Genomic DNA, 24,589 nt, shown 5'->3' on the forward strand with positions numbered 1-24,589 from the left:
TAATTCATTGAAAATTTTTTGAAAATTGATAATTGAAAATTGAAAATTAATATTTTACCTCATCATTCTGACCACTCTTCTTAAAATGGGAGGCAGGACTTTCTTTTTGTCGGTTGATATTTCCAATGTTAACCCCGCTAAAGCCAAAGGCGTAATATTTTCAGGCCCCTCCAAAATATTTGTTTGGTCGGTTATGTTAATAATCTGGTCCGGCGTAATAAAATTAACTTGCGGCATTTGGCTAAACGGAAATTTTTTCAGCCACTCGTCGCTTGCCACTTTTTTGCTCAAAATATTTTTTATACCGCTCAATAAACTCCCTCCCCCACAAAGATAAATCGCGGACGGAAAATATTCGGTCTGACCAAATTCCTCCAAAACTATTTCCACGCCGCTCAACCATGTTTCTATGTCTTTTTTTAAAATTTGCCTGATTTTTCTCCGAACTCCTAAACTTAATTTTTTTTGAGAATATCTGATTTTAACCTCTTCCGCTTCGGCGAAATTAAGACCTAAAGCCGACGATAGTCGTTTGGTAAATGTTCTTCCCGCCAAAGCAAAACTCTTAATTCCTTCCACTCTCCCTTGCCTTGCCAAAGCAACATCTGTCGTTCCTCCGCCGATATCAATAAAAATGGCGCCTGATTTTTGATTAAATCCTGAAAGTTTGGTTAATGCGTAAGGCTCGGCCGCGACTGAAAGCAAATCCAAATTCAATTTTGAAGCGATACTCTCCAACGCCCGCAAATGAACCATGGGCGCATAAACATTAAAAATACTGATAAATATTTCTTTGCCTTGAAAATCAAGCGGGTTTGTCACTTGGTACCCGTCAATTCTAATTTCGGTAATTAAAGCGTTGACTAATCGTATCTCAATTTCCGAACGGCCCGTCTCCCAAGCCAGTTGCGCGCGAACCTGATTAAACGCCTTCCATTGCGCTTTTTGAATAATATTTTTAAGTTCGGATAAATCAATTTCTTCTTCTGGTTTTTCTCTTTGACAGACAAAATCTGTTGTGGCGCCTTTGATAAATTCTCCCGCCGCCCCGATGACCGCTTTTTTGGGCGTAATCCGCGCCATCTTCACAGCCCGATTAATCGCCCTTTGACACGAAGACGCAACACCCTCAATATCCGCCACTGCCCCAGCAAACATATGCCCCGATGACTGCTTCGCCCGCCCAACGCCGACGACAATCCCCTGGTCCTCCGTTTGGTCGTCAAAAAAACCGCTTTCAGCTCTAAAAATCACTGCTTTAACGAATTCCGTTCCAATATCCAAAGCCAGCAAATAGTCCTTCGCTCTCCTTTTTCCGCCCCACCTCCATAAATTATTTTTAAAAAATTTAATCAACGAACCCATTTCCCGCATTATACACTATTTCCGCTTTTCAGACAAATAACTACAGCAACTCCTAACTCCGGGGACAGTCCCCATTCTGAATGGGGACTGTCCCCTATTATAATTTCTTACACTAGCGGTTCCATTTCCTCTATATTATCCTCCTTTTCTTTCGGCAGTTCCTCGTCTTTCAATTTCTCTTTTACGCTTTCCAAAGAAAGAGCGTATTTCTCGCGGCTTTGATTCATGATTTCCTTTTTGTAAGAAAGATGCCCCGACGGCAAAACCTTAAGCGTTTCGGCAGAGAAAGGATCAAACGCTTCGCCATCAATGGTCATTTTGATATAAAATTCCCGCGCGCCTAAATTAATCATGTCCTCCGCCTGAAAAATCGGCGTCATTTCCATGGCCAATTTCGCGGCGTCATCTCCGCCCACTCTGAAAACAACAATTGTCCCGATATTCCCCAAAACAGTCGCCACAACTTGCTGTAATAATTGCGCCATATATTGATGAGCGACCGTGATGCAAAGCCCGTATTTTCTTGATTCGGTAAATAAATTTTCAAAAGTCGTCGTAATTAAATTTTGAAACTCATCCACATAAAGATAAAAATCTTTCCTCTTATCTTCCGGCATAGACGCCCTTGCCATGCACGCCTGATAAAGTTTAGTGATAAACATTGAACCAAAAAAACTGCTGTTTTCCTCGCCCAATTTACCTTTCGCTAAATTGATTAAAAGAATTTTCTTGTCGTTCATAATTTTCTCTAAATCAATTTTGTTTTCTTTCTGCCCAAAAATGCTGCGCAACATCGGATTGGAAAGAAATTGGCTCAACTTATTAACCAAAGGAATAATCGCCTCCGTATCAAACTTCTCCGACCAGTCGGCGAACTCAACCGCCCAGAATCTCTTGACCATATCGTCTTCAATATAGTCAGTAACTTTTTGCCGGTATCGTCTGTCTGTAAGCATAGAAATCATTCCGCGCATCGTCGCGTCAGGGTAATCAAGTAAAGCCAAAACAGTAAATCTAAAAACATGTTCTAATCGCGGCGTCCAGTTCGCTCCGAATTGCCGCTCCAAAACTTCAATCAACCCTTGGGCGACTTGGTGTTTTAATTCTGGGACAACATTCAAAAGAGGATTAAAAGAAACGGGAAAATTAATATCCGACGGGTCAATCACAACAATATCATTGATTCTTTCCTTGGGGATAAAATCCAAAATATTTTCAATCAAATCACCGTGGGGGTCAATCAAACAAACGCCATGCCCATAAGCGATATCCTGTCGGATTAAAAGTTCCAAAAATTTGGTTTTTCCCACGCCGCTTTTCCCAATAGAATAAATATGCTGTCTCCGGTCCACCCGTTTAATGCCAAAGATAAATTTTTTCGTCTCTAAAGCGGCCTCGTAATTTGTCCGGCCAAAAAAAGAGCACTCTTTCGCGTCCACATCCGCCGCTCCGTAAACCGGCAATTCCGTCGGAGGAGGCGCGCACTTAATTTTCCGAATCTTTTCTCTGGTCATATTAGTTTAACATATATTATTTTTCGTAAGAATTTTTTTCGCGATTCTATTGATAACAGTCCCGACAAAACCAAATCTTTTGTCGCGGATATAAAAATATCCAAAAAATGAAATAACCAACGCGCCTCCGGCATTAACCATTAAATCCAACATTGTATCCACCAAGCCGGATTTTTGCATATTTAATCCAAACATCATATCCGCGCCAAACTCCATCATTTCCCAAATTGTTCCCAAAGACAAAGCGAAACAAAATGAAAAAACGGCAATAGTAATAGGACTCGCTTTTATTTTATACTGCTGATAAAGAATAAGGAGCACTAAAAATCCAGCAAATGCTATAACAGTGCTAGACAAAGCGTGCAAGGCGATATCCCACCACCAAATTTTAGTATAATAATTACGCGCCTCGCCAAGAAAAATAGCTGCGTAAACAAAAACAGCCACAATAAATTCCAATTCAATCGGCAAGTGAATTTTATAGTTTCGTTGGATTAAAGCAGGCAAAAAAGTAATGAACAAAACAAGCAAACTCACAAACAAGACCGTCCAATTTTGGAAAATAACTGATTCCGCGACAGCCAAAAGCAAAACCAATCTTATAAAATAAGATATCGTCAATTGAATTTTGTCTATAATATCAATGTCTTTAGGAAAAAACAACATATAATTTATCCTATCTCATCCTTAGTTAAAAATTCTCTGATATTCATCTGTTTAATTCCTTTATACTCGCCTTTATCTATCATTTCATCCATGGAAACCACTATTTTAGGACAATTATCCGGAATTGCCAATAAATTACCGAATTCTCTTTCATAATTTTCTTCGGTAATTTTATAAGCGACCTGAATATACAATCGCTTATTATTTTTTTCGCAGACAAAATCAACTTCCTTATTGCCAAGCTGTCCAACTGTCACTTTACAGCCAATAATTTGCATATGCAGAAAGACCAAATTTTCCAATATCTTATTAATATCGGGCTGTTTATACCCCGCGATTGAATGCCTTAAGCCGAGATCTTCAAAATAATATTTGTCGTTGATTTCAAAAATCTTTTTGCCTTGAATGTCCGACCGAGGAACCTTAAAAACAAAAAACGCTTGCGTCAAAAAAGACAAATAATCCAAAACGATATTAGGCGAAATATCTGTTTTTTGCGATTTTATAAAATCGCTGATTTTCTTGGCTGAAACCAAACTGCCAGTATTGTCAGCCAAATATTCAACCAACCTTTCTAAAAAAGCGGCATTGCGAATTTTGTGCCTATTGACCACATCCTTAAAAAGAATTGTGTTATAAACATTTCTTAAATAATCGTAAACTATTGAGTCCTCTAATTCTAAATGAATTAAATAAGGCAGCCCACCGTATTTTATATATTTTAAAAACGACTCCTGATTATCCGATAATTTATGAAAAAATAAAAATTCTAAATAAGACAAACCGAAAACTTTAAATTCAATATACCTGCCGCTTAAATATGTCGCTAATTCTCCTGAAAGCAAATTAGCATTGCTGCCCGTGCAATAAATATCATACTTGCCTCTGGCGTTAAGGTCTCTTAATGCCTTCTCAAACTGTTTAATATCCTGAACTTCATCAATAAATATATAATTTTTTCTTCTCGTTTGAGTATTTCGCTTAACAAAATCTATAAGATCTTTATAGTTTTTAATTTCGTCAAATTCATTAAGTTCTTTGTTGATATAAATAATATTGGCGTTTTTGTGATTTTTCTTAACTACATCCATAAGTTGAAAAAGAAGATAACTTTTACCCACTCTCCTTTGCCCAACAATAACCTTAATAAGCCCTTTGTCCATAAAGGGGGCAATTTTTTTTAAGTAATATTTTCTTTTAATATACTTTTTGATCATAAGATTTTTTGCGAGATATACTTAAAACTTTCTCGTATTCACTCTATGTTTTAAGTATACTTAAAACTTTTCAAATGTCAATATTCTACCCCACCTCTTTAATATAACATCTTTTACAATAAATCTTCAATTCTTTTTGCTTGACTGGCGGGTAGGAGGTCTGTATTTCTTCACCACATTTGTCGCATTTAGTTTTCCAAAGTTTTGAAGGATTTCTTTTTTGGAACCTTTCCAACATTCTTTGATAGGGGCTCTTGGTTGGGATAGGTAAATGATGCTTTCTGTAAAAATCTAATTCTGGTTCAATCAGACGAAATGGCTTGCCGGTAATTTCGCAAACAATCGCTTCGGGGATATCTACTAAATCAATGGGTATTTTGGGCTCATTATACCACTGCCATCCATTTTTTAAAACCTCGCTTTTTTTCAACGGAAATTCTATCATCGCGTAAGTGTTATTGTATGGATACAAACTCATTGATAAAGGAAAAAACTCTCCATATTCCCCGCCTTCAAGCATTTTTGTCTTGATTTTGTCCAACAATTTCCAGTATTCTTCTTTTGAATATTTTTTATTAAAAATATGATATTTCTTGCCGCGAAGTCCAACACAGCCAAAACAATGCTGGCAATTATGGCAAGCAATACAATACTCCAAATCAAGCGACTCCCGAACAAAGAAAGCGAATTTTAGATTACTGCTGTTGACCGCTTCAACCGCTTCATAAGACAAAGAAACATTCGGTCCAACATCCCAGAGATCCATGCAATCTTTCGTCCCCGAAACCACATCTACGCCGTAGCGGACATTTTCAACCCCGTAATCATTTCTGAAAACTTGATAACAATTTTTTGAATGCCACAATTGGTCGCCGACGCAATTAATATTTCTGCTGTCAAAATACAAATTTTGTCTGACAGTTTTTTTGAGCAAATCCTCAAATCTTTTTTTGTATCGTTCTAAAATATTCCTATCGCCCAAATTAATTTCTCTAATTTTTTCTAAATATTCTTTTTTAGAATATTGTTTATTAAAAAAGCAATATGATTTATGCCTTAAATGCGTACAACCAAAACAACTCTGGCAATTGCGACAATCGTAAAGAAAATATCCGTCAACACATTCTTCAGATCCGTGGCAAAAATGGCAGTTGTAAGAAGCGTAACAGTCAATCAATTCGTAACAATTCTCGCAATGCGATGTGTTTAACAAGTCAAGGCAATCCTTAGAAGCGCCGACCCAGTAGGCATAATGAACATTTTCAAGACGCGCGGCGATCGAGACCAAATAGCAATTTTTCAAATTAACGCCAGCGATTGTATAGGGGCTGTTAATCACGCCCTTCCAATAGTGAGTAATCGCCGGATGAGGAACGGAAAGATTTAAATTATCAAATTGGTTAAAAAACGATTTTGAAAAATCGTATTCTCGGGCGCAGTCCTCGCCGCCCCATTGGTCCGACCACCAATATTTAAGGTCATAAATTTTATGACGACTCTCTGGATGGAGAGTAGAAATAATTTCTTTGCCTGTCCGCGCGTCTTGTTTTTTGTAAAATTTTAGAACGGTGTTATAAAATCCGAACCTCCTTTGTTTTCGGCATTCAGGACACAATTTCGGAGGAGGAACCAGAAGTTTTTTGTAAAGCGCGATATCCTCTTTAAATATCTCAAACTTATTCTCGCATTGCTGACATCTTACCTTTTGCGGTATAAAATTTTCTAAAATCCCCCCAAGCGCCTTATCAAAATTTGGTGTTGTGAATAACATTATTTCTTCCCTATCGCCTCGTCTAATGTTTTTCTTAAATCTTTGAGATCAACTTTCACTCTTTTTTTTCTAAACGGGGTCGCTTCTTTTTTAAGAGCGTCCTCCAAAGAAACAGTTTCAAACTCTATTCCCAATTCTTTCAATTCTGTTTGCTGTCCTTGTTGTCGCGCTGGCTGTTCTTTTGGCCGTTCCGCGACTTGCGCTGTTTTGGGCTTAAAACCAAGAGAAACATTCTCGCCCGCTCTCACTTTTTCAAAACATGTTTTGCAGTAAATAGGTCTCTTACCGTCCGGCTCAAAACCAACTTCCGTTTCCTGCCCACAACTCCAACAAGCGGTCTTATGCTTCGCTAAAGACGGCTCTTTTGACTCCTCCGCCGCCATACCACTCCACTTAATGATTTTTTCCTCAACCTCCTCCCGCGAATTGGCGTATCTCTCTCTTGAAACGCCAATAATTTTATCCCTTTGACCCTTAACCCCATCCATCTCCATCGGCGGCAAAGTAGTCGCCGAAAAAGGACGGCTGCTAACTCCGTCTATCATTAATTTTAAATAGATATTATAATTTTCTAAATTAACCAAATCCTGAATCAAAAATTCCGGCGTAAATTCTTTTTCCAAAAATTCCGCGTCAGCCGCGCCAACCCGAAAAGAAATAAGCGTGCCGACATTGCCAAAAACAGCGTCTCTGACCGTCGTCGTCGCGTCGCCTACTAATTGCCCAATATATTGATGGGCGATCGTTAAATTCAAACGATACTTTCTCGCCTCCGATAAAATATTGGCGAACGAATCGGTTGCAAAGTTCTGGAATTCGTCAACATAGAGATAAAAATCTTTTCGTTCTTCTTCTGGAATTCTCACCCTCTCCATCGCCGCCAACTGAATTTTAGTAATAATCATCGCCCCCAGAAGCGCCGAATTATCTTCTCCAATTCTTCCCTTAGCGACATTAACCAAAAGAATTTTATTGCTGTTCATTATTTCCGCGATATTAATCGTGCTTTTTGACTGACCAACAATATTGCGAATTAAAGAAGTTGAAAGAAACTGCCCAACCTTATTTTGAATTGCGGAAATCGCTTCATTTCTAAACTGTTCTTTCCAGCTGGCGTATTCGTTAATCCAAAAAGACCGGACAACTGGGTCTTTAACATTGTCTATGATTTTTTGACGGTAATCTTTGTCAACCAAAATTTTCATAATCCCCAAAAGGGTCGTCCCAGGAGTATCCAAAAGCGCCAAAATACAATTACTCAAAATGTATTCCATTCGCGCCGACCAAACATTAGCCCAAATCTTTGTGAAAATTCCCATCAAGTCAGAGGAGACCAAATGCTTGTATTTAGGGTCTGATACCTGCAGAACATTAAAGCCAACTGGATAATCCATGTCTTCTGGATTAAAATAAATCACATCATTGATTCTATGAGATGGAATTTTATCAATGACTTCCTCAACAAATTCTCCGTGAGGGTCAACAATACAAACTCCGTGGCCATTCTTAATATCCTGCAAAGCCATATTTTTCAAAAGAACGGTCTTACCCACGCCCGTTTTTCCGATAACATAAGTATGCTGCCGTCGGTCAGGCGTCTTAATCCCAAAAACCTTCTCCCCCCCCCGAAAATTTGTCTTAGCAAAAATGTTTATATTAGACATAAAATAAAATTACCCAATTGGTAGTCCCTTGGGGGGCTCGGCCTTTTTCGCTTCAACCTTTGGCACCAAAGGCGCTTTAACCGAGAAACTTGGATAATGATAAATCGTCGCCAGTTCCTCTATGCTTAAAACAAATGGTTTGCTCCTGATAAAAAACCAATTTAAAACAGGAAACCGCTCAAATAAAAGCGGTTTAAAATATGAAATCACCTCCGAGTGCTGAACAAAATCTCTTTTTTTGTAATCGGCCAAAACTCTTTTCTTGCGATACGCCTCTCTGATTTTTTTGAATTGAATCGCGTAATCAATTTTAGTGGTTATTTTGCTGTTGGGCTTAAAACCATTAAGATTTTGGCTAGCGAATTGCTTATAACATCCAAAAACCGCCGCGATATTGGCTGGCCTAAAAGCTTCCTTCGGCGCCAAATACAAAAACCTGATAATTGTTTCGTATCCGATTTTTGATATATTTTCCTCAATCGCGTTAATGACACCCTGCTCCGCCTTGGTCGTTATCATTGAAAAGGGCTGTGGCTTCTCTTCTTTCTTTTCGCCCGCGCTCTCTCCCTCGCCGCCGCTAACCATTTTATTAGCTACATCAACAACCGCATCTCTCCACGCGGAAACTTCTTTAATGATTAAACTCTCTTTCTTCTTTTCTTCCCTCCCAATGAGTTTATCGCGCAATTTTTCGCCTGTTTCTTTCCATTTATCATCCACAGGTCTAACTAATGTTTGAATCCAAATCTGCTCCCCGTCCGATATCTTATTCATCACTTCCAACAAAGAAGACATTGGGTCAACTCTTTGCTCCTCCGCTTTGGCTTCTTTTTCAAAAGCGGGATAGGTTTTAATTGGATAAGCGTCCTCTTTGGTTAAAATAAGTTCCGTCCCCCAAAGATCATAATTCTTGTTGGGAATATCAGAAGGAACAGAATTAACATAATCGTCAGTTTGCCTAATCTCGGCTTCTGGATATTGCGCGTAAATATGCGCTTCAACCATATCGCGAAACGACGCGATAACCCTAATTAAAAAATGAATTTCTCCGCCCAAACTCACAATTTCCAAACTAAACCATTTCTGAAATTCGCCTTTGATCTGTTTCTCTCGCCAGTTGGGACCGCCTTGAATCGCGTGCATGCCCGCGAAAAATTGCTCCATCGCTTGGGGAGTTTTTTGAACCTCGCGGGGAGGTCTAACTTCCAATAAAACCCATTCTAATTTGTTAACAAAATTTTGTCTTTGATGTTTAAACCATAAATCCCTGGCAAGAATCAGAAGAAACCAGGGAACATAAATCCACCAGAGAGATAATAAAAACCCTCCAATTAGATAAGCGCCATTTAAGACAGTTAAAGAAATTTCTAAATAATTAGGCATAATCGCCGTAAAACTACAACTACTTCGCCACACTATAAATATCGCCCTCTTTAGTAAAAAGCTGTCTATTCTGAAGATTGATTAAAACAGTGTTTTTCTTAACTAAACGACTTTTAAGAACCTCATTCAAAATATCCTCCTTAGCCAAAGGTCCTTTATCCTTTAATGTTTGAATAATGACATCTTTAATCGTGCCTGGCTGATAACCCCACTCTTTCAAAGCATAAGTTCCGCGGCCAACTAAAATAAAGCGAGCATCTTTAATGAGTTCGTTATGAACTGTCTGCGCTTGAGCAAGATTAGTCCCCAATTTCGCTTCGTTAATTAAGTCCGCAACTTCTCTAAAATGCAATGGTCGTTTTTGGTCTTTGAAAACAATATAGGCCTTGTCTTTGGCGCCGCGTGGATTAATTTCAGGCCATTTGCTTAAACCAAATCGTCCAAAATTATTTTGACTGATTTGCTTAGTCGCGTCGAGATAAGAGCATAACACCTTTTTGTCTATCTGCGCGTTTGCTTCTTTAGAAAAATCAATAATATTATTTAATAAAACTGTCTCTTTGTTCCCTTCTATTCTCTCAACTAAATAGTCAACCACTAATTGCGCTTGCGACAAAGCGTCTTTAGAATTAACCCAAAGAGAATAAAATTTATCCGATTCAACTAATCGCTGATACGGATCGCCTAACGAAAGAATAAAAAAAACAGCTCCCTTAGAAGAATCGGGGGTCTCGCATCCAGACAAAGCGGAAAGCAACCGTTCTTCGCGAACGACTCTTCCTTCGCGATTAAAAAAAGCGTCAATTGAACGAAAGGCCGGCTTAAAAATATTGATTGAGGCGGGTCTTCTCAAGTCCGAAAGAGTGGCCTCTTCTATTTGGCGAACTCGCTCCCTGGTAATTCCGTAGTTCTTGCCAATACTTTCAAGCGTCTGTCGTTGTCCATCGTCCAAGCCAAAACGCAAACGAACAATCTCGCGCGTCCGATCATTAGAAACACCCTTTAAGGCGTCAAAGACCAATTTTTCATATTTAATGCTCATATATTTAAATTAAACCTACCACACTTTTTACCAGGTGTCAAATGGAAATTACCTCCCCTTCCAAGAAACAATTAGCGAACTCGTGATAAAGATAGAAGAATATGTGCCGACAATAATGCCGACGATTAAAGCCAACGAGAAATATTTAATACTTTCGCCTCCCAAGAAAAATATCGCCGACAAAACAATCAGAGTCGTCAGAGAAGTGTTCAAGCATCGCGTCAAACTTTGGTTGACGCTTTGGTCAATTGTTTCTCCAAAATTATTCCAGTCGGTCTTCAAAAGATTCTCTCTAGCGCGGTCAAAAATAACTATACTATTATTAACAGAATAACCTAAGATTGTCAAGAAGGCGGCGACAAAAGGCAGCCCGATTTCAATTTGATTGAAATGCCCTAAGAGCGCGAAGAAGCCAACTGTGATAAAAACATCATGGAAAAGCGCGATAATCGCCACAATGGCGTACTGCCAAGAAGCGACTGGCTGGGAAACTTTTCGGAAGGCCCACGCAATGTAAACAATAATCGCGAAGAGCGCGACCACAATCGCCCAAAGCGCTTTACTTTTTAGTTCATCGCCAATGAGCGGCCCGATTGATTCAAATCTATCTTCTTTTGGGCTGCCTAATTTCTTGAGAATTTCCTGATGGGTCTCTTCATCAATTTCCCGAAGGCGCAAAATGACACCTCGTTCCCCTGTTGGTTGGATATTAATATCGGATATCTCGGCTAATTTATCCTGAATTTCTTGGTTGCTCAACCGCGTCTCGGAAAATTCAACTTCCATCAATGTTCCGCCCGTAAAGTCAATTCCCAATTTCAAACCACAAAAAATCAAACTCGCCAAACTAACCAACATCAAAATGATAGACACAGAAAAATAAATTTTACGATATTTAATGATTTTCATAATATTAAGGTTATCCCCAGATCTTTCTCTTCCCCTCCAATCGCCCCCCAATAAACAACCTTAAAAAACTCTTCGTCACAACAATCGCGCTAAACATACTGATAACAACCCCAATTCCTAATGTCAAAGCAAACCCCTTCACTAATCCTGTAGCGAAAATATATAAAATCAAACAAGTAATAATTGTTGAAATATTGCCGTCACGAATAGCCGACCAAGCGCGGCGGAAGCCCTCGTCAATACTGCCTCCCAGACCTTTGCCTTTTCTAAATTCTTCCTTAAATCTTTCAAATATTAAAATATTCGCGTCAACCGCCATTCCGATTGATAAAATAAAGCCAGCGATGCCCGCCAAAGAAAGCGTGACTGGAATTAGTTTAAAAACAGCCAAAACCAAAGCGACATAAATAATTAAAGAGAAACAAGAAATCAAACCAAGTAAACGGTAATAAAAAATCATAAAAAGCAAAACCGCCAAAAATCCCCAAATCGCCGCTTGAAGCGATTTGTCCAAAGAAACCTGCCCCAAGCTCGCGCCGACCGTTTGCTGGCTAACTAAATTTATCGGTACGGGCAAAGCGCCCGCGTTCAATCGCTGGACCAATGTTTTCGCTTCTTCTAATGTAAAGTCACCCGTAATTTGCGCCTTACCTCCAGAAATCGCCTCTTGAACCATCGGCGCGCTAATCGCTTCTCCGTCCAAATAAATAGCCATTCTTTTCCCGACATTCTTTCTTGTTAAGTCCTCAAACATTTTGCTTCCCTCGTCGTCAAACTCCAAACCAATTTGCGATTGATATGTTTGCTGGTCAAACTGCATTTGAGCGCCCTCTAAATATCGCCCCGTTAAAAGCGTCGGCTTGAAGTATGGGTCCTCAAATAAAAGCGCTTGTTCCTCTTCGGTTATTTCCGTCCCCGCGTTAATTTTCGCGACAATTTCTTTTTGAGCGGCTAAAATATTTTCTGTTTCTGAACTATCTTTTTCCTCGCGAAAATCCAAAAAAGGCGTCTGACCAATCATTTCAATCGCCTGATGAGTGTCCTTGATTCCCGCCAATTCAACAATTAAACGGTATCTGTCGCCCACCTTATTAATCTGAACGACCGGCTCAGCAACGCCAAAAAGATTAACCCGCCTTTCAATCACATCGCGCGCGCCTTCCATTGAATCCATTCTGTCACCCGAAACGACATTGGAAAAATCCGCCTCGTAAATCAAATGCGCTCCACCCATCAAATCAAGTCCGAGATGAAATGGTTTATTATAAAAATGAGGCAGGATTGTTGTCCCCGCCTGATAATTAACCCAATCAGCGCCCTTGTCCCAAACATTGGGATAAATAAAAAAGCCCGCCAAAGCGCCCATAATTAAAATCAAAAAAACAGTCCAATATATTCTCCTTGAACCAATTTTTTTTCTCCGCGGTTTTTCGCTTGTATTTTTAACAAAAATCCCCATAAAAAAATATTAAATAATTATTACCCCCAATCTACCTCATCACCGCTAATTTGTCAAAAAAAGGGGGCTGCCCCCGCAACGGGGGCAGCCCCCATCTTAGTTCAAACCTAGCTCCCTTAAAATGTCATCCGGAATAAAAATCGGTTCGCCCTTCGGACTAATCCCCGGGTAACGCCAAGCCGAAATCATTTTTTTCTTCTTCCCGACCTGCTGATACATCAACCAAATCTCGCTCGGCTTCTTCGTGTCGGCGCGGCACATCAAAGCAACCGTCTCCGGCGCAATCCCAACCTCGCTTCTCTGCGGACGCCGCAAAATCCGCCGCAACCGTCCCTCGCTAAGACGATAATACATCATCTTCTCCTTAATATGCCGCGTCCAACAAATCTCCTTAGTGTCCTTCGGCCCCTCAAAAAACATAATATTTATTGTTAATGGCTATTCGGCTATCGGATAGCCGAATGATATTTATCTGCTGAATTTTATGAAATACTCCTTTGGTTTGGATTCTTTCTCAACAAATTCCGCCCACCCTCCGTCAACCTCTGAAAGTCGTTTTATTGAATCGCTCTCTTTAAACAACGGGTCAACTATTCTTGATTTACAAAAAACCCGAGCATAATAATCGTTCGGATTATTTTCAAAAGATATTTTATTATTCATTCTATCTAAAAACAAACTCATTTTGAGGTCTTTCTCCTTATATTTCTCAACCTTAGCCAAGACCTCATCTTCGGTCGTCCACAAATCATCTTTGGAAATATATTCCTTTTCTATAGCGTGCTTCATCGCATCACCAACCGTTCTAAACATAATCGCCGACGATAATCCCGCATAATAATTTTTATTTAAATTTGAAAACAACAACGCGTATTTTTTAGCGCTTTTCAAATCGTTAAAAACCCACCTATTATTTTCAATCGCCAAACTATCTAAAAAATATTTTATTTCTTTGGTGTTCGTCTCTTGAAAATGCGTAGCTGACCTTAATGAATAATCAATTCTATCAGCGCATAAATCAGGTAATTTTTTCTCTAATAAAGGAAAATTTTCTTCATTCAAAATATAGTCCAAATCAAAATTATATTTTTCCAAAATGCTTGGAATTTTTGTCGTTCTAACAAAGTCCGCGAAGATATCGTCTTGATAACTTTGTTCTGTCTCCGAGCCCTCGTCAAAAACATAGTCAATACAATGAGAAAAAGCGGAATGCGAAAGGTCGTGAAGCAAACCAGACACCTGTTCCTCAAGAGAGGCGTTAAATTTTTTAAGCAGAATAAAAACGCCCACTGAATGGTCAAAACGGTTATGCTGCAATTGGCTCAAAGGAAGTGATTTAGGATTGGCGTAAAGAGGCAAATACCCCGCTTGGTCTATCCCCTTCAACCGCCGAAAACAAGCCGCCTCCATAATCTCCAAAACCAACGGCTCCCCAATCTCAACCCCTCCATAAACTTTATCAATATATTTCATAATTTTCCCCAATTTATTACAGTCGGCTTTACCAAAGCCGAATACTCTAACTTATGGCAATTGGCTATTCGGCTTTGGTAAAGCCGAATAGCCATTCCGTGAAATCTTTTTTAAATTGTTTTTTGTCTGCGATAAATAACTCAAAAAATTTATTTTGATTAGTGACAAATGAAAAATTATCTTTTCCAATAATATCTAAATAACTTGACCATTTATAATCTTCTAAAAATTTTATCGTTTGTTTCTGATTGCTTAGACCGTTTTCCTTCCAATTTTTATCAATTAATTGAATTGGATTAGCAAAAATATAAAATGGTAAATACGTAAAATGATTATCTTTCTTTATAAGGATTATTTTTGACTTACCTTGAAATAAAACTCCGCTTCGTTCGTTTTTCAAATTAAAATATTGAGTATAGCTACTATTTACTTTCTTAGAAAACATACTTGCGCCGCCGTCGCGCTTCTCTCGAACTAAAATATGATAATGATTAGACATCAAGCACCAACACAAAACATCCACCAACCCATCATCATCGCTGGTCGGCTTTCGGATAGCCGACCGTCGTTTGTGGTATGACATAAATGTTTCGTTTTTATTGTTAAAGTCGTAGAGATTATGAACAAAACGCAAATAATCTCTTTCATCAAGAAAAATTTTACGCTTATCTACACCTCTATTTAAGATATGATAAATATCTCCCTTCATAATTTATTTGTCTGTTCGGCTATCCGATAGCCGAATGATTGTATGAGTCAATATTTGAATAATTTTTCTTTTTGGTTTACCTTTTTTGTTTTTGCCGTAAGTATAGTGATGAATTGACGGAACGCCATTTTTTGAAGAGTTGCTAATCGCTTTGCCATCGCCTAAATAAAATCCTATGTGTCGATGTAATATTTCATCAACACCCTTTCTTTCTTCCCAAACAAGAACATTGCCTGGAACTAATTTCTTAGTTTTCTCCCATCCATTTTCGAGCATATCTTTAACTGTACTTTTGACTGTGGCATGGGGCGATAAAATCAAGCCGAAAAAATTTAAAATAGACGAAACATGATAGGCGCAAGAAAGATTGCCATTTTTAAGAATGTCTCTTTTCTTGCCGTTTTCTAAAACATAAAGCCGCCGAAACATTTTACAGCCCCGACTCGCCCTAATCGCCTCTAAATAATTTTGATAAACAAGAATTTTAAGTTTTGACATTTAAAAATTTGGCGTTAATAGCCACAATTACCGTGGAAAGCGACATCGATAATGCGCCGAGGGCGGGACTTAAAAGAACGCCCCAATTATAAAAGACGCCGGCGGCGACTGGAATGGCGATAAGATTATAACCCGTCGCCCAAATTAAATTTTGAATCATCTTGCTATACGACGCGCGCGCCAAAAAGACGACGCCGACAAGAGCCAAAGGGTTGCTTTTAACTAAAATCACATCAGCGGCCTCAATCGCCACATCCGTCCCTGCGCCCACCGCAATTCCAACATCGGCTTGAGCCAAAGCCGGCGCGTCGTTCACGCCATCGCCCGTCATCGCCACAATCAAACCGCGAGATTGAATCTCTTTAATTTTGGTCAACTTATCTTGAGGCAGAACCTCTGCCATAAACTCATCCAACCCTATTTCTTCAGCCACCCGTTCCGCGACCTGCCGATTATCCCCCGTCAGCATTATGCTTTTAATGCCCATCTTCCTCAACATCGCGACGGCCTCTTTTGATTCCGCCCTGACGACATCCGCCAAAGCGACCGCGCCAATCGGCTTGTTATCCGCCAAAACATAAACAATCGTCTTGCCCTCTTTTTTTATTTCCCCAATCTCTTTATTCTCCACCGTCACGCCCAACTCTTTCAAATATCCAAAACTGGCGACTGTTATTTTCCTGCCCATAACCATTCCGCGCGCGCCTTTGCCCGGAATAGATTTAAAATCCGAAACAGCGTAAATTTCTCGAGCCGAAGCCGCGACGCTCTTGGCGATCGGATGGCTGGAATGGGAATCAACCGAAGCAGCCAAGTTCAAAACCTCGTCTTTGCTTAAATTTTCAAAAAAACTAATTATATCCGTCACTCCAAATTCACCTTTTGTTAAAGTACCCGTCTTGTCAAAAACAACCGTATTTATTTTTCTCATCTGCTCAAAGGCCGCTCTGTTCCTAATTAAAAATCCGTTGCTGGCGGCCAAAGAAATTGAAACCGCCACGACCAAAGGAACGGCCAAACCCAAAGCGTGCGGACAAGCAATGACCATGACTGTCACCGCTCGCTCAATGGCAAAAAACAATTCTTTTTCAGAAAACATCAGCCATGAAAATAAAGTGAGCGCGCCGACAGACAAAGCGCCGACCGTCAGCCACAAAGCGGCCTTGTTCGCCAAATCCTGCGTTTTTGACTTGCTCTCCTGGGCTTGGCGGACCAAATCAATTACTTGGGATAAATACGAATCCTTGCCCATCTTTTCCGCCCTGACAGTAATCGCCCCCTCGCCATTGACCGAAGCGCCAATGATTTTATCGCCAACTTTTTTGAAAACCGGTTCCGATTCGCCCGTGAGCATGGATTCATTGACTGATGTTTCTCCACTTATGACAACGCCATCAACTGGCGCCTTCTCGCCCGGCTTAATTAATATCTTATCGCCCGCCTTCAAATTTTCAATCGCCACTTCTTCAAGCCCTCCATCTTCTTTGACTTTATGCGCGGTGGAAGGCATTAATTTCGCCAATTCCTCCAAAGCCCGTCCAGCCCCCATAACAGACCTCATTTCAATCCAATGCCCCAAAAGCATAATATCTATCAAGGTGACTAACTCCCAAAAAAACAGATGCCCTGTCAAGCCAAAAACAACAGCCGAACTATACCCATAAGCGGTCGTAATCGCGACCGCGACCAAAGTCATCATCCCCGGCGTTTTCTTTTTCGCCTCGTCTAAAAACCCTTTCAAAAAAGGCCAGCCGCCGTAAAAATATATGATTGAAGACAAAGTAAATAAGACATATAAATTCTTATCCATCGACGAAAGCGCCAAAACAGGCAACGACAAAACCAAACAAACAAAAAACCGCCACCCAAAACCCCCCGCCGAATGAGCGCGATGATTCTGATGCCCCTTATGATTTTGATGATTCATATCCATACTATTGATCCCCCTCTATGGGGACAGTCCCCCGTCCGCGGGGGCTGCCCCCGTCATCTTTCTCGGCTCAAGTGTTCAACCCTGAAGGTTGAACACTTTTACATCGCGGGCTGTAAAATCTTGACTTCGTAACGCAATTTTTCGGATAGTTGTTCTGTTTGCGTTTCTAACTCGTATCGCGATTGGAGATTGAGCCAAAATTGCGGAGACACGCCAAAATATCTGCCCAAACGCAGAGCTGTATTCGCCGTAATCGCCCTTGTTCCGTGGACAATTTCATTTATTCTTCGCGGCGAAACACTAATATCTTTCGCCAAACGATACTGTGTAATATTAAATGGCTTCAGAAATTCTTCTGAAAGAATTTCCCCCGGATGAATAGGTTGTATTTTTTTAGACATAATTTAGTGATAATCAATTATTTCCACATTATACGCGTCTCCCTGACGCCATTCAAAACAAATTCTCCATTTCTTATTAATGCGAATGCTGTGTTGTTTTTTTCTTTTCCCGCTTAATTTTTCAAGATGATTTGACGGAGGAATTCTTAAATCGTTTAGAAACATCGCGGCATCTATAATCCAAAGTTTACGCATAGCCACTCTTTGTATTGAACGAGAAAAACCGCGCGAATAATTCCTTTCAAATATTTTTCGCGTTTCTTTACATTGAAAACTTTTAATCATGTATCATATTAACGCGTTGCGTTAGTAGTGTCAAGTATAGAATAGCTGAATTATACTTCTATTATTTTATTTCAAGTTTTTTAAATATTCCTTTATTCTCTCCCGATTCTCGTTCTCCTTGTTTCCTTTGAAATATATCTCAATAAATTCAATCCCAATCATTTCTATTGTTTGATGATTTTCAATATAGGCGTAAATAATTCTTAAATCCTTTTTCTTTAAACTTCTGCAAAAAAATCTTGCTTTAATAATGTAAATAAAATCATTTTTCGCAATTACATTAAAATGTTTGCCAATCCCCAAGGGCGCCGCGCTCAAAACCTTTTTAAATTCGGTTAAATCATCATCCGTGGTCTTGAATTTTTTAGATAATTTCTTAAAATCTTTTTGAAATTCCTCCGTATTTTTAAAGTTCATCGTCATAGTTTCTGACCGAGTGGTCATCATCGCGATAAAAAACGGTTTCGTAACTAATTTCTTCGCCCGCCTCGTGAACTCTCCACGGAGTGTCCGAGTGCGAGTATTCGCTTAATTCTTTGGCATTTTTCCACGCCAAACGATTCAAAACATTGTCAATGTGCTGGATTTCTTGGGCGGACAAAATTTTTAAATCAGCGGAACATCGCGGCAAATATTTTTTTTGTTCGTATTGAAAATGCTTGCTTTTTACTTTTTCAATTTCCCCGTTAGCAATCATTCTGTCGGTTATTTTTTTAAACTCAATCGGCGTCGGACCAAAATGATTTTTAATATATTTGGCGCCAATCAACTGCTCTTCAAACTTTTCGTAATAATCAAAATCAATAAAATAAAGCAACTTATATATCGCTGTCTCGCCGATATTCGGACGAGCGCCGACTTTTTCAAGAAGATAAAGTAAAACCTCTTTAAACTTTTGCGCATTCGCGCGCGGCATAATAATTCTCATCTCCGGTTTTGCTATTTTTTTTATTTTCTTTTCTTTCGCCAGTTCGGTTTCTATTTTCTTTTTTCCTTCGCTCAAAAAATCATTCAAAGACATACTAAAAAGAGACGCCAATTTTTGCGCCTCCAAAACGGTCAACTCCCGCCCGCCTTTTTCTATTTGCGTATAAGTCGGCCGCGACATCTTTAATTTTTCCGCCAAATACCCTTGTGAAAAATTATTTTCTTCGCGCAATAGTTTAATTTTCTTGAATAAATCCTTAACCATATACCTCTATTATATATCCTGTAAAGAATTCTTGTCAAGTGGATAAGTAAGAATGCTTAACACCAGAATAATTCGGCTATCCGATAGCCGAATTGTTTATTGCCCGCAGCATTTTTTGAATTTTTTTCCGGAGCCGCAGGGGCAGGGGTCGTTTCGGCCTGCTTTTGTCGCGGAGGCCGTTTTGGGGACAGTCCCCGCAACGGGGACTGTCCCCAAGGGTTGATGCGCTATTGGAGCGTTGGGCGAAATAGAGACCTTGTAAATCATATTAACGACTGTTGATTGGATTGCCGCCATTAATCTTTGAAAAAGACGAATCCCCTCGTTTTTGTATTCCACCAACGGATCTTTTTGCCCGTAAGCGCGCAAGCGGACGCTGTCTCGCAAGTGGTCCATATTGTCCAAGTGGTCCATCCAAAGCGTGTCCAGAGAACGCAAGAGAACATATTTTTCAACGCGACGCGCGTTATCTTCGCCCAAATCATCTTCCTTTTTTTTGTACGCCTCCTCGGCTAATTTAATTAAATAATCAGAAACCTCGCCCTCGCTTTTCAGTTCCGCCAACGCCCGCGGCAATTCCTCTGTTTGAAAAATACTCCCAATGATTTGACTAACTTCTTCGCGAGCGGCAATTTTCTTAATTTCATCCTTAATCATTTCCACCACTTCCGTTCTGACATTCTTTTCTCTCAAAACCGCTTTTCGTTTTTTGTAAATCGTCTCCCTCTGCTTATTCATAACATCATCGTATTCCAAAATATGCTTCCGCGCGTCAAGATTATATCCCTCAATCCTGCCCTGCGCCGATTCAATCGCTTTGGAAACCAACTTGTTTTCAAGCGGTTGGTCTTCAGGCACTTTCAGCATCTCCATCATTGACTTAACCCTGTCCCCGCCAAAAACGCGCATCAAATCGTCTTCCAAGGAAACGAAAAATTGACTGGAACCGGGGTCGCCCTGCCGTCCCGCTCTTCCCCGCAACTGGTCGTCAATCCGCCTCGCCTCGTGCCTCTCCGTCCCGATAACATGGAGACCGCCCAGCCCCGCCACTTCGTCATGCTTCGCCTCCTTTTCGCTTTCCTCCAAATCCCGCCCGCCTAAAATAATATCAACGCCCCGACCTGCCATATTGGTCGCGACTGTCACCGCCCCCTTCTGCCCCGCTTGAGCAAGAATTCGCGCTTCCTGTTCGTGGTTTTTCGCGTTAAGAATTTGGTGAGGGATGCCTTCTTTTCCTAAATAAGCCGAAAGCAGTTCGTTTTTTTCAATAGAAACCGTTCCCACTAAAACGGGCTGTCCCGCCTGGTATCTCTTTTTAATATCCCCAACAATCGCCCGCAATTTCCCATTCTCGTTTTTGTAAATGCTATCCGGCAAATCCTCTCGGATCGCCGGCTTGTTGGTCGGAACCTCAACCACTTTTAATTTGTAAACCTTGTCAAACTCCTCGGCGGAAGTCAGAGCCGTTCCCGTCATTCCCGAAAGTTTTTCATACATCCGAAAATAGTTTTGAAAAGTAATAGAAGCAAGCGTGCGGCTTTCCTGTTGAACGCGGACATTTTCTTTCGCCTCAAGCGCCTGATGTAAACCGTCCGAATATCTTCGTCCTGGCATTAAACGCCCCGTGAATTCATCAACGATAATCACCTGCCCGTCTTTAACAACATAATCCCTGTCTTTTTTGAAAATAACCTCCGCCCGAAGCGCCTGTTCCAAATGGTGAACATAACGAATGCCGCCTTCTTCATAAATATTGTCCATTCCCAATATTTTTTCCACCTTGTCAGTGCCTTCCTCCGTCAGAGTCACCGCTTTCATTTTTTCGTCCAAATTGTAATCGGCGTTCTCTTTCAACTGTGGCGTAATCCGACAAAACTGCTCATACATTTTCGTTGACTCCGCGTCAGGCATGGAAATAATCAGAGGCGTTCGCGCTTCATCAATTAAAATGCTGTCTATCTCGTCAACAATCGCGAAATACGGCTCGCGTTGAGCCATCGCCTCCAAAGAAGGCGCCATATTATCCCGCAAATAATCAAAACCGAATTCGTTGTTCGTCCCGTAGGTAATATCCGCCAAATACGCCTCTTTGCGGACGACCTCCTTAAGGTTTTCCATTTCAACCGTAATTTCGTTTTCGTCAGGCGCTGTTTGCGGTTCAAAAATAAATGACTTTTCGTGATTAAGACAGGCAACGGAAATTCCCAAAAGATGGAAAATCGGACCCATCCAGTTGGCGTCTCTTCGGGATAAATAGTCGTTAACTGTGACAATATGAACGCCCTTGCCCGTAAGCGCGTTTAAGTAGGCCGCCAAAACAGAGGACAAGGTTTTACCCTCGCCCGTTTTCATCTCGGCGATCTGCCCCCGATGCAAAACAACCCCGCCAATTAATTGAACATCAAAATGCCTCTGTCCAAGAGTTCTTTTTGCCGCCTCGCGCGCCAAAGCAAACGCCTCGGGAAGCAAATCATCCAACGACTCGCCTTTCTCTAAGCGCGCCTTAAATTCCGCCGTCTTATCCTTCAACTCCCCATCGGGAAGAGAAGCAAACTCCTTTTCAAGTTCGTTAATCCTCTCAACTAACGGCCCAACATCCCTCAAATTCTTCTCATTAGCATCCCCAAAAATTTTAGTAAAAAATGACATAAAGTTATTGTTATATCCTCACTATAAAACGAATCGCCCCAAAAATCAATTATAAATTTTGTTTGACACAAATTTTTGATTTGTTATACTGGGTTATATGAAGAAAACTAAGAAAAAAATTTATCATTTCCCAGTTGTTATTGAACAAGACGAAATGGGGTATTATATCGGCAAAGTTCCCGCTTTAAGAAGTTGCTACACCCAAGCCAAAACATTGCCCGAATTATATAAACGCTTAAATGAAGTAGTTGGTCTTTGTGTTGAAGTTGAAAAAGAAAATTTTTCCCAAAGAATTGAACAAAACAAATTTATAGGCGTCCAACAATTAGAATTTTCTAGATAATCATACATGCCTAAACTTAATTTACTGCCAGCGAAAAAAATGGTAAAAATCTTAAAATGTTTGGGCTTCCAGAATATTAGAACAAAAGGCAGTCATTATTTTTTCTTCAATTCAACAACCAACAAAACCGCGACCGTCCCAGTTCACGGAAACGAATATTTAAGCATCGGAATTCTCAAGGAAATTTTAAGAGATATTGAATTAAGCGTTGAGGAATATGAAAAGTTAAGAAGGAAAATTTAAAATTACTGTTATTTTTTAAATCAAAAAACAACCTTTATGGGTTGTTTTTTTTGGTTTATCATCACCCCCTAATCTTCATCCTCTTCCACCACATCCCCAACTTTGGAGGAACGGAACCTTGCCATAGGGTTGAACTGCCAAAACTTTTTCCACGACCTCGCGCCGCGAATTTCTTTTGTTTCTTTTTTATGAGTGTATTGCCTGATTTTTCTCCTTAATTCATCTTTGACCAAATCAACCGCCGCGTGGAGCGAATGCCCTGTTTCCTCCGCCCGCAAAAGTTTCCCGCCAAGATTTAAATTTACTTCCGCCCTGAAAATCTCGCCCTGTCTCTGCCCTTTCTTGATTCTCCCGACCTCTACTCTCGCTTCCACTGTTTCGGGGTCAAATTTCCCCAAAAGTTTCTCCAGCCCGCCAATTTTCTCCTCGATGTATTGATTAACACTTTGAGAAATATCCACATCTTTTGTCTTAATAATTATTTTCATAAAATTATATTGCTTATATCTTCATTTTAACAGATATATAAATTAACGCAAACCGCATTATTATTTGTATGTATTATCAGATCGTCTTTCCACAGTCAAAAGAGTTATTTTTCTGTCTTGAACTCTATATATAATTCTAATATCGCCCCTTCTAATTCTATACACATCGCGCCGCGTTTTTAATTTTTTGATTTTCAAGTCCTCAAAATCGCCTTTTTTAATTTTTTCTAAAATTACCTTAATCGCTTTTCGCTCTTTGGCAGAAAATTTTTTTAGCGCTTTGGCGATTTTATCCATATCTTATAAGCGGGATATTACATCATCAATATCAACGCCGCCTTTTTTAATTTTAGTAAAATCAACTACCTCTTCCCATTTCGCGCTTTTCTCAATTGGGCAAATTCTAAATAAAGGTTTTGACCTTTTGAAAATAATAAAAGAAGCGCCTTTTGCCACCTTTTTAGCGTATTTAGGCATATTCACACGCAATTCTTTTAAATTTATAATATTTTCCATAAATTTTAACAAGTTTAAAGATTAACTAAAGTTTAACAAAAGATAATCTATGCGTCAAGGGTAGTGTTATCTATTATCAAAACCCCACTCTCTCTATCTCTTCTTTTAAATCCAAACCGAATTTTTTCTTAACTTCTGTTTTCGCCAAAGCGATGAGCGCCGCGATATCTTTCGCTCGCGCGCCTCCAAGGTTGATAATGAAATTAGCGTGCTTTTTTGAAATCTCCGCTTCGCCCATTCGCTCTCCTTTCAGCCCGCAATCATCAATCAGTTTTCCCGCGAAGCGCCCCGGCGGATTTTTAAAAATGCATCCCGCCGAAGGATAATTCAACGGCTGCGTTTCTTTTCTTTTTATAAAATATTCTCTAATTAATTTTTCGCTTTTTTCTTTGTCGCCTTTTTTTAATTCTAATTCAACCGAAAAAATAATATTGTCTTCTTTTTCAATATTTTTAACTAATTGAGAAATATCCGAACCAAAAGCATGCGCGTTAACTTTAACCGCTCCGCCAATTGTTCCTGGAATGCCAACAGCCCATTCCAGCCCCGTCAAACCATTTTCCACGGACAACCTGACTAAATCGGATAATTTAACCCCTGCCTCACTCTTAATTATATTTTTACTCACTCTTCGCTGTTCATTGTTCGCCAATATCACCGTCCCATCAAACCCCTCGTCGCTCACCAAAAGGTTGCTCCCGCCGCCTAAAATAAAAAAAGGCAGTCCTTTCTCCTTCGCAAAGAAGACCGCCCTAACCAAATCGTCCTTATCCCGCGCGTCAAAAAAATACCTCGCCGCCCCGCCAACTCGAAACGAAGTCTGCCCCGCCAAAGAAACATTTTCTTGAATTTTCATAAACGCGCCATTC

26 protein-coding genes are annotated in these 24,589 nt (G+C 40.0%); 2 read left to right on the plus strand and 24 right to left on the minus strand.

What is annotated here, in order from left to right:
• Window positions 1-54 precede the first annotated feature (54 nt).
• From KKF19_00395 to secA, 20 genes are all read right to left on the minus strand, one after another.
• A complete protein-coding gene (locus tag KKF19_00395) occupies window positions 55-1,374 on the minus strand; it encodes a hypothetical protein (protein MBU2579419.1) in 1,320 nt (439 codons plus the stop codon).
• Between the two features lie 98 nt (window positions 1,375-1,472).
• A complete protein-coding gene (locus KKF19_00400; GenBank protein ID MBU2579420.1) occupies window positions 1,473-2,879 on the minus strand; it encodes a type IV secretion system DNA-binding domain-containing protein in 1,407 nt (468 codons plus the stop codon).
• Between the two features lie 6 nt (window positions 2,880-2,885).
• The gene (locus KKF19_00405) at window positions 2,886-3,545 is read right to left on the minus strand and encodes a hypothetical protein (protein MBU2579421.1); all 660 of its coding nucleotides are present in this window, start codon (window positions 3,543-3,545) and stop codon (window positions 2,886-2,888) included.
• Between the two features lie 5 nt (window positions 3,546-3,550).
• Window positions 3,551-4,762 carry an ATP-binding protein gene (locus KKF19_00410; protein MBU2579422.1) on the minus strand — a complete coding sequence of 404 codons (1,212 nt, stop codon included), beginning with the start codon at window positions 4,760-4,762 and terminating at the stop codon, window positions 3,551-3,553.
• A gap of 85 nt (window positions 4,763-4,847) precedes the next feature.
• Window positions 4,848-6,533, minus strand: a complete 1,686-nt coding sequence (locus KKF19_00415; GenBank protein MBU2579423.1) for a hypothetical protein — start codon at window positions 6,531-6,533, stop codon at window positions 4,848-4,850.
• Window positions 6,533-8,197, minus strand: coding sequence for a type IV secretion system DNA-binding domain-containing protein (locus tag KKF19_00420; protein ID MBU2579424.1), 1,665 nt, complete (start codon window positions 8,195-8,197; stop codon window positions 6,533-6,535). Before KKF19_00420 ends, KKF19_00415 begins: the two co-directional genes overlap by 1 nt.
• Window positions 8,198-8,206: 9 nt before the next feature.
• Complete coding sequence (locus KKF19_00425) at window positions 8,207-9,580, minus strand: hypothetical protein (protein MBU2579425.1); 1,374 nt, start codon at window positions 9,578-9,580, stop codon at window positions 8,207-8,209.
• 19 nt (window positions 9,581-9,599) lie between these two features.
• Window positions 9,600-10,622 carry a hypothetical protein gene (locus KKF19_00430; GenBank protein ID MBU2579426.1) on the minus strand — a complete coding sequence of 341 codons (1,023 nt, stop codon included), beginning with the start codon at window positions 10,620-10,622 and terminating at the stop codon, window positions 9,600-9,602.
• Between the two features lie 48 nt (window positions 10,623-10,670).
• On the minus strand, window positions 10,671-11,534 hold the full coding sequence (gene secF / locus KKF19_00435; protein ID MBU2579427.1) for a protein translocase subunit SecF: 864 nt from the start codon (window positions 11,532-11,534) through the stop codon (window positions 10,671-10,673).
• 7 nt (window positions 11,535-11,541) lie between these two features.
• The gene (secD, locus tag KKF19_00440) at window positions 11,542-12,990 is read right to left on the minus strand and encodes a protein translocase subunit SecD (protein MBU2579428.1); all 1,449 of its coding nucleotides are present in this window, start codon (window positions 12,988-12,990) and stop codon (window positions 11,542-11,544) included.
• Between the two features lie 96 nt (window positions 12,991-13,086).
• Window positions 13,087-13,410 (minus strand): hypothetical protein, encoded by a 324-nt coding sequence (locus tag KKF19_00445; GenBank protein ID MBU2579429.1) that lies wholly within the window; start codon window positions 13,408-13,410, stop codon window positions 13,087-13,089.
• A 48-nt stretch (window positions 13,411-13,458) separates the two neighbouring features.
• Entirely contained in the window at window positions 13,459-14,463 is a 1,005-nt protein-coding gene (locus KKF19_00450) for an HD domain-containing protein (GenBank protein ID MBU2579430.1), read from the minus strand.
• A gap of 64 nt (window positions 14,464-14,527) precedes the next feature.
• Window positions 14,528-15,172, minus strand: a complete 645-nt coding sequence (locus KKF19_00455; GenBank protein MBU2579431.1) for a hypothetical protein — start codon at window positions 15,170-15,172, stop codon at window positions 14,528-14,530.
• A gap of 3 nt (window positions 15,173-15,175) precedes the next feature.
• Complete coding sequence (locus KKF19_00460) at window positions 15,176-15,670, minus strand: hypothetical protein (protein MBU2579432.1); 495 nt, start codon at window positions 15,668-15,670, stop codon at window positions 15,176-15,178.
• Window positions 15,657-17,597: a cadmium-translocating P-type ATPase gene (cadA, locus tag KKF19_00465; GenBank protein MBU2579433.1), complete on the minus strand. Its 1,941-nt coding sequence runs from the start codon at window positions 17,595-17,597 to the stop codon at window positions 15,657-15,659. The genes KKF19_00460 and cadA overlap by 14 nt, the downstream gene beginning before the upstream one ends.
• Window positions 17,598-17,701: 104 nt before the next feature.
• Window positions 17,702-18,004, minus strand: coding sequence for a HigA family addiction module antidote protein (locus tag KKF19_00470; protein MBU2579434.1), 303 nt, complete (start codon window positions 18,002-18,004; stop codon window positions 17,702-17,704).
• 3 nt (window positions 18,005-18,007) lie between these two features.
• Window positions 18,008-18,289, minus strand: coding sequence for a type II toxin-antitoxin system RelE/ParE family toxin (locus KKF19_00475; GenBank protein ID MBU2579435.1), 282 nt, complete (start codon window positions 18,287-18,289; stop codon window positions 18,008-18,010).
• Window positions 18,290-18,355: 66 nt separating this feature from the next.
• Complete coding sequence (locus KKF19_00480; protein MBU2579436.1) at window positions 18,356-18,706, minus strand: hypothetical protein; 351 nt, start codon at window positions 18,704-18,706, stop codon at window positions 18,356-18,358.
• On the minus strand, window positions 18,696-19,481 hold the full coding sequence (locus KKF19_00485) for a DUF4065 domain-containing protein (GenBank protein ID MBU2579437.1): 786 nt from the start codon (window positions 19,479-19,481) through the stop codon (window positions 18,696-18,698). Before KKF19_00485 ends, KKF19_00480 begins: the two co-directional genes overlap by 11 nt.
• 96 nt (window positions 19,482-19,577) lie before the next feature.
• A complete protein-coding gene (secA, locus tag KKF19_00490) occupies window positions 19,578-22,130 on the minus strand; it encodes a preprotein translocase subunit SecA (GenBank protein ID MBU2579438.1) in 2,553 nt (850 codons plus the stop codon).
• Between the two features lie 97 nt (window positions 22,131-22,227).
• Between secA and KKF19_00495 the strand changes: the two genes are divergently transcribed.
• Both KKF19_00495 and KKF19_00500 read left to right on the plus strand, forming a co-directional pair.
• Window positions 22,228-22,473 (plus strand): type II toxin-antitoxin system HicB family antitoxin, encoded by a 246-nt coding sequence (locus KKF19_00495; GenBank protein MBU2579439.1) that lies wholly within the window; start codon window positions 22,228-22,230, stop codon window positions 22,471-22,473.
• A 6-nt stretch (window positions 22,474-22,479) separates the two neighbouring features.
• Complete coding sequence (locus KKF19_00500) at window positions 22,480-22,716, plus strand: type II toxin-antitoxin system HicA family toxin (protein ID MBU2579440.1); 237 nt, start codon at window positions 22,480-22,482, stop codon at window positions 22,714-22,716.
• A gap of 68 nt (window positions 22,717-22,784) precedes the next feature.
• On the opposite strand, the gene raiA is transcribed toward KKF19_00500, so the two are convergent.
• The 4 genes from raiA to KKF19_00520 form a co-directional block, all read right to left on the minus strand.
• Window positions 22,785-23,204, minus strand: coding sequence for a ribosome-associated translation inhibitor RaiA (gene raiA, locus KKF19_00505; GenBank protein ID MBU2579441.1), 420 nt, complete (start codon window positions 23,202-23,204; stop codon window positions 22,785-22,787).
• A 60-nt stretch (window positions 23,205-23,264) separates the two neighbouring features.
• Window positions 23,265-23,501 (minus strand): type II toxin-antitoxin system RelE/ParE family toxin, encoded by a 237-nt coding sequence (locus KKF19_00510; protein MBU2579442.1) that lies wholly within the window; start codon window positions 23,499-23,501, stop codon window positions 23,265-23,267.
• Window positions 23,502-23,504: 3 nt separating this feature from the next.
• Complete coding sequence (locus KKF19_00515; protein ID MBU2579443.1) at window positions 23,505-23,720, minus strand: type II toxin-antitoxin system Phd/YefM family antitoxin; 216 nt, start codon at window positions 23,718-23,720, stop codon at window positions 23,505-23,507.
• A gap of 76 nt (window positions 23,721-23,796) precedes the next feature.
• The gene (locus KKF19_00520; GenBank protein ID MBU2579444.1) at window positions 23,797-24,576 is read right to left on the minus strand and encodes an FAD-binding protein; all 780 of its coding nucleotides are present in this window, start codon (window positions 24,574-24,576) and stop codon (window positions 23,797-23,799) included.
• Window positions 24,577-24,589: the final 13 nt, after the last annotated feature.

The organism is Patescibacteria group bacterium (assembly GCA_018830295.1).
Classification (GTDB): Bacteria; Patescibacteriota; Minisyncoccia; order Portnoybacterales; family UBA2143; genus JAHJSM01.